The organism is Serratia inhibens, from assembly GCF_003591175.1.
In the GTDB taxonomy this organism is placed as follows: domain Bacteria; phylum Pseudomonadota; class Gammaproteobacteria; order Enterobacterales; family Enterobacteriaceae; genus Serratia; species Serratia inhibens.
The window spans coordinates 1-5,773 of the sequence record NZ_QYYG01000018.1; the positions used below are offsets into that span (position 1 = coordinate 1).

Annotated in this window: 5 protein-coding genes, 4 tRNA genes, 1 rRNA gene and 1 other RNA gene; 9 read left to right on the forward strand and 2 right to left on the reverse strand. The window is 48.9% G+C overall.

Going from position 1 to position 5,773, the window contains the following annotated elements; translation table 11 throughout:
* Positions 1–4 precede the first annotated feature (4 nt).
* From rrf to birA, 3 genes are all read left to right on the forward strand, one after another.
* Positions 5–120, forward strand: a 5S ribosomal RNA gene (rrf, locus tag D4100_RS25370).
* Positions 121–792: 672 nt separating this feature from the next.
* Positions 793–1,830, forward strand: coding sequence for a UDP-N-acetylmuramate dehydrogenase (gene murB / locus D4100_RS25375; protein ID WP_065505740.1), 1,038 nt, complete (start codon positions 793–795; stop codon positions 1,828–1,830).
* Entirely contained in the window at positions 1,827–2,789 is a 963-nt protein-coding gene (gene birA / locus D4100_RS25380) for a bifunctional biotin--[acetyl-CoA-carboxylase] ligase/biotin operon repressor BirA (protein ID WP_065505741.1), read from the forward strand. Before murB ends, birA begins: the two co-directional genes overlap by 4 nt.
* A gap of 44 nt (positions 2,790–2,833) precedes the next feature.
* On the opposite strand, the gene coaA is transcribed toward birA, so the two are convergent.
* Together coaA and D4100_RS25390 are read right to left on the reverse strand one after the other, a co-directional pair.
* Positions 2,834–3,784 (reverse strand): type I pantothenate kinase, encoded by a 951-nt coding sequence (gene coaA, locus D4100_RS25385; RefSeq protein ID WP_065505742.1) that lies wholly within the window; start codon positions 3,782–3,784, stop codon positions 2,834–2,836.
* A 220-nt stretch (positions 3,785–4,004) separates the two neighbouring features.
* Positions 4,005–4,553, reverse strand: a complete 549-nt coding sequence (locus D4100_RS25390; protein WP_065505743.1) for a GNAT family N-acetyltransferase — start codon at positions 4,551–4,553, stop codon at positions 4,005–4,007.
* Positions 4,554–4,951: 398 nt separating this feature from the next.
* On the opposite strand from D4100_RS25390, the gene D4100_RS25395 reads away from it, so the two are divergent.
* The 6 genes from D4100_RS25395 to D4100_RS25420 form a co-directional block, all read left to right on the forward strand.
* Positions 4,952–5,027: transfer RNA gene (locus D4100_RS25395), tRNA-Thr, on the forward strand.
* A gap of 24 nt (positions 5,028–5,051) precedes the next feature.
* Positions 5,052–5,136 (forward strand) — tRNA-Tyr (locus D4100_RS25400).
* A gap of 46 nt (positions 5,137–5,182) precedes the next feature.
* A non-coding RNA gene (locus D4100_RS25405) (RtT sRNA) lies at positions 5,183–5,298 on the forward strand.
* A gap of 37 nt (positions 5,299–5,335) precedes the next feature.
* A tRNA-Gly gene (locus D4100_RS25410) sits at positions 5,336–5,410 on the forward strand.
* A gap of 6 nt (positions 5,411–5,416) precedes the next feature.
* A tRNA-Thr gene (locus tag D4100_RS25415) sits at positions 5,417–5,492 on the forward strand.
* A 109-nt stretch (positions 5,493–5,601) separates the two neighbouring features.
* Positions 5,602–5,773, forward strand: a 172-nt coding sequence (locus D4100_RS25420) for a GTP-binding protein (protein WP_235163334.1), incomplete at its 3' end; no start/stop codon positions are given.

The following is a 5,773-nucleotide window of genomic DNA, read 5'->3' on the forward strand; positions in this document are numbered from 1 at the left end:
TTTGCCTGGCGGCAATAGCGCGGTGGTCCCACCTGACCCCATGCCGAACTCAGAAGTGAAACGCCGTAGCGCCGATGGTAGTGTGGGGTCTCCCCATGCGAGAGTAGGACACTGCCAGGCATCAAATAAAGCAACAAGCCCTACGTGAAAGCGTAGGGCTTTTTGTTTTTGGGTCGGGAAATAACGGACGCAGCTACGCTGCGCCTCAGTTGCTACATTGCGGTGTTTTACTTGAGCATGAGCATGCGGAAAGCCCGTCGGGAACGGGCTTCAACGCCGCTTGCGGCGGCCCCGAAGGGGTGAGTCTCAGGATGAGACGAGTATTGCAGGATACTGCCAGGTATCAAATAAAGTCGAAAGCCTCATGCGAAAGCAGGGGTTTTTTGCTTTGGGGTCAGGAAGCAACGGACTCAGGCATGTGGTCAACGTCTCAGTTGCTACATTTCTGAATGAATAAAAGGCTACTGAGGTTATATTTATAATCATAAGTATGGCCAATGTATAAAAACGATGAGTAATATTAGATATATATAAATAGCGCTAATATAGTAGGTTAGTACTATGTGACTATAAATCTCTACCTAAGATAATGTCTGTATTAATCATGCCGCCAATTATCTTCATTGGATTACCTATCTATTTGTATAAATATTTCCTTATAAAACAATTAGAAATATATTTCACGTGGATGATCGCCGGGTTAAATTAAAATCAATAAAAACAAACATTAGCCTAGCGCGCCGAATCGAGTAGACTAGGCAGAAGTTTATTTCCGTATAGGTATTTAACACTATGTCTACTGAACATGCGTCTTTAAAAACACACAATACCTTTGCGCTCCCGGTCAACGCAGCGCATCTGGTCATTGCAGATACAATCGAATTAATGATCAAGGTCTGGCAGAAAACGCAAAAGCGTCAAGAGCCATTGTTGGTGCTCGGTGAAGGAAGTAATGTCCTGTTTCTTGAGGACTTCGCCGGTACGGTTATGATCAATCAATTCAAAGGCATCGATATCAGAGAAGAGAAAGATGCCTGGTACCTTCATGTCGGTGCCGGCGAAAACTGGCATGGTTTGGTCTGCAGTACTCTGGACAAAGGTATTCCCGGGTTGGAAAACCTGGCTCTAATCCCGGGTCTGGTCGGTTCTGCACCTATTCAAAATATAGGTGCCTACGGCATCGAACTAAAAAGTGTATGCGACTACGTTGATTTACTGGACTTTAATACGGGAGCCATCGATCGCATTCCGACATCAGAGTGCGGATTCGGTTATCGTGAAAGTATTTTCAAGCACCATTTTCAGACCGGCCATATCATTGTCGGCGTAGGCTTGCGACTGAGCAAACAGTGGAGCCCGATGCTGAATTATGGCGATCTGACGAAACTGGATCCGGAAACGGTGACGCCACGCCAGATATTTGATTCGGTATGCGCAATGCGCCGCAGCAAGTTGCCTGATCCAGCTGTGACCGGTAATGCAGGTAGCTTCTTCAAGAACCCGCTTGTCAGCGAGGAGAAGGGCGCTGAGCTGGTTGCGTTGTACCCCGGTATGCCACATTATCCGCAACGGGATGGCCAGGTGAAGTTGGCTGCCGGTTGGTTGATCGACCAATGTGAGTTGAAGGGCTATCAAATTGGTGGTGCAGCGGTACATCGTCAACAAGCGCTCGTTCTGGTTAATCTGAATGATGCCAGCAGTCAGGACGTAGTTGCTTTGGCTCGCCATGTGCGTAATACGGTCGCGAAGAAGTTCGATGTATGGTTGGAACCTGAAGTCCGTTTTATCGGTGCGACGGGCGAACGAAATGCCCTGGAAGTTCTCGCATGAAAGACTCCAAAGTACCATTAAAGATAATTGAGCTATTGGCTGACGGCAGCTTCCATTCAGGCGAGCATCTTGGTGAGTATCTGGGGATGAGTCGCGCAGCGATTAATAAACATATCCAGACTATTCGTGAGTGGGGGCTGGATGTATTTACCGTACCGGGAAAAGGGTACAGTCTACCTGGCCCCATCCAACTATTGGATGCTGACAGTATTCTTGGCCAACTGGAAGATAAGCGTGTAACTGTGTTACCTGTCGTAGACTCCACCAATCAATACTTGCTGGACCGTATCACTGAGTTACAGTCGGGTGATGCTTGTATCGCCGAGTATCAGCAGGCCGGCCGTGGCCGCCGCGGACGGCAATGGATATCGCCGTTTGGTGCCAATCTGTATCTTTCGATGTTTTGGCGTCTGGAGCAAGGGCCTGCAGCCGCAATGGGCCTGAGCCTGGTGATTGGCATAGTGATGGCAGAGGTGTTACAACGCTTGGGCGCTGAAGATGTCAGGGTTAAATGGCCGAATGACTTGTATCTCAACGATCGTAAACTTGCGGGTATTTTAGTTGAATTAACCGGAAAGACTGGTGATGCCGCGCAATTGGTAATTGGTGCCGGTATCAATTTGGCGATGCGTGAAAGCAATGCAAATGCTATCAACCAAGGGTGGATCAATCTGCAGGAAGCGGGGATTAGCATAGATCGCAATGAGCTGGCAGCAACCTTGCTGAATGAGTTGCGCCAATCTTTGCCGCAGTTTGAAATTGACGGGCTGGCGCCCTTTATTTCACGTTGGCGTGCTTTGGATAACTTTATTGATAGGCCGGTTAAGCTACTAATAGGTGAACAACAAATTTTTGGTATTGCGCGTGGCATTGATCAGCAAGGGGCATTATTGCTCGAGCAGAATGGTGTGATTAAGCCATTTATCGGTGGGGAAATATCTCTACGTAGTGCTGAATAACTATTTTTGATAGGGGACCAACGTTGTCCCCATTTTTTATAGCATTATTTCCTCAAACGTACGTGTTCGACGGCATGATTAGCACTTTTCGTCATTATCAGGCTGGCGCGCTCACGGGTTGGAAGAATATTTTGCTGTAAATTCAAGCCATTAATCTCATTCCAAAGCTGGGTGGCAATATTGATGGCCTCCGCTTCGGGCAGCTTTGCGTAGTTGTGGAAATAAGAGTCAGGATTAGAAAATGCGCCCTGACGGAATTTCAGAAACCTATTGATATACCAGGTTTGCAATAACTGGGCTGGTGCATCGACATATATTGAGAAATCAACAAAGTCGGAAACAAATACGTGATGAGGATCGTGAGGGTAATCCATTCCGCTTTGTAATACGTTTAACCCTTCCAGAATGAGAATATCCGGCTGCTCAATAACTTTATTACCATCCGGAACAACATCATAGATCAGATGAGAATATACGGGAGCAGTCACGCGTTTGGCACCTGACTTCACCTCAGAAACGAATTTTACCAGGCTGTGCATATCGTAGGACTGCGGGAATCCTTTTTTCTTCATCAGCCCACGTTCGTTCAGCACCTTATTTGGATGCAGGAAACCGTCGGTAGTGATCAGTTCAACGCTGCGATGTTCCGGCCAACTGCTAAGTAATGCCTGCAGCAAACGCGCAGTAGTGCTTTTACCTACGGCAACGCTGCCAGCAATGCCGATGACATAGGGAATTTTCTGACCATCGGTACCGAGGAATTGTTCAAGTACGGCCTGACGACGAAGGTTGGAGCTGATATAGAAGTTCAGCAGACGCGATAGCGGCAGATAAATCTGTGCTACCTCTTCCAGAGAGAGGTCTTCGTTAATCCCTTTTAGTTTAACGATCTCTTCTTCTGACAGCGTCAGTGGCACCGAATCTCGCAACGCGGCCCACTGGTTACGATCGAACTGAAGGTAAGGCGTCGCTAAAGATTGATCTCTTTTTATCATAAGCCAAATTCTGCCTGTTAACGCAGGTTGGGAAAGGCGCCGGACGCCAACTCCAGATAATAAACAAGCTGCATATTATAGACAGCTTGGTTTTTGGCGTAGACTTTTTTCGCAAAAGTTATCGATTGGCGGCAGTTTATGTCAATTGTGAGAAGCGGCGCGCAGTTGATTGCAGAGGTGTTGCAAAGCGGTATCTCTGGGGAATGATACCGCTTTCATGCTAGCTGGCGATGGCGGAGGGGGCTTGGTTAACCGTGAACAGGCGTTTGTAATAAATGACCGTCGGGTGATAGTAGCCATCTGGTGCTGCGGCATAGTCGGGCAACTCTCCCAGACAGCGATAGCCCAGCGAGCGATACAGTGCTTCTGCGGCGGAAGCTGCCTGCGTGTCGAGATACAGCAGGCCACGCTGTTGCTGCAGCGCCGACTGTTCCAATGCCTTCATCAGGGCTTGTCCGACACCACTGCGGCGTGCGCGGCTGTGAACTAACAGTTTTTGCACTTCAGCACGGTTGCGTCCATTCGGTTTCTGACACAGCTCGAGTTGAACCGTGCCGATGACACCGCGCTCGTCTCTGGCGATCCACAGCAACAGCTCTCCTTTGGCCAAGGCAGGTCTCAGGCTGTGGAAGTAGCTCTCGGCGTCTTCATGCGGGATCAGCGTGTCGTAGCCCACAGAGGCTCCATGCGTCACTGCATCGGTCAACAGACGAGCCAGTTCATTACGGTAAATGGGTAGCGTGGCGGCATTAATCAGGACAATTTTCATCGGTCATTCCTCCTGGATGAGGGGGTAATGAAGATAAGCAATAATTGCGCCAGAGCGGCGAAGGGCGCTCCGGCGGCGAAAGAGGTGAGGAATAATTGTAGTTGATGCCGTCACGTGGGGCATTCTTCCCTTTTCTGGTGCATCGATCCCGCTCACAGTTTCCTGATTTCGGTTTACGGATTTGAGATAACGGGCACGGGGAAAGGAAGGGCCAATACTTGCAAAAAGTGGATTAAATTATAGAGAATGACTCCTGCAATTGATGAATCTTTGCCCGCTGCGCGCTGTGAATTGCCAGGTACTATGCATAATTGGGTAATTTGTGAGCGAAAGTGCGCGAAACGCAATTTTTTTGTTGCATAGGCCGCTCGGTCTACCTAGAATGCGCTGCACTTGATGCCGGCTTAGCTCAGTTGGTAGAGCAACTGACTTGTAATCAGTAGGTCACCAGTTCGATTCCGGTAGCCGGCACCAATCAAGTCACAGTAGTTAAAATTTGGTGGGGTTCCCGAGCGGCCAAAGGGAGCAGACTGTAAATCTGCCGTCACAGACTTCGAAGGTTCGAATCCTTCCCCCACCACCAAATCTTGCCTTCGGCAGTTGACTGACCAGCGAATAACTCGTAGCGGTTAATTTGCGGAAGGGGAAGGCGAAAGCCTTCAGCAAGGTTCGAGTTGTGCAGCGTAAAGCGCAGCAGGCCCGAAGGGTGAGAGTTAAGCGACGAACAATCCTTCTCCCACCTAAAAATTCTACAGAAAAGTCAGGTAGCCGAGTTCCAGGATGCGGGCATCGTATAATGGCTATTACCTCAGCCTTCCAAGCTGATGATGTGGGTTCGATTCCCACTGCCCGCTCCAAGATGTGCTGATATAGCTCAGTTGGTAGAGCGCACCCTTGGTAAGGGTGAGGTCGGCAGTTCGAATCTGCCTATCAGCACCACTTCTTATTATCTCGCCCCCTGATTTTCTTTCTGTTCTGGATTCAACAGGCAAATGCTTGGTTGATGTGGTGATACCACCGATTTATCCGTGTCTTAGAGGGACAATCGATGTCTAAAGAAAAGTTTGAACGTTCAAAACCGCACGTTAACGTCGGTACTATCGGCCACGTTGACCACGGTAAAACTACCCTGACTGCAGCAATCACCACCGTTCTGGCTAAAACCTACGGCGGTTCTGCACGTGCTTTCGACCAGATCGATAACGCGCCAGAAGAAAAAG

Coding starts and splice junctions, on each gene's coding strand:
- murB (WP_065505740.1), top strand. CDS start 793: ATGTCTACTGAACATGCGTCTTTAAAAACACACAATACCTTTGCGCTC.
- birA (WP_065505741.1), top strand. CDS start 1,827: ATGAAAGACTCCAAAGTACCATTAAAGATAATTGAGCTATTGGCTGAC.
- coaA (WP_065505742.1), bottom strand. CDS start 3,784: ATGATAAAAAGAGATCAATCTTTAGCGACGCCTTACCTTCAGTTCGAT.
- D4100_RS25390 (WP_065505743.1), bottom strand. CDS start 4,553: ATGAAAATTGTCCTGATTAATGCCGCCACGCTACCCATTTACCGTAAT.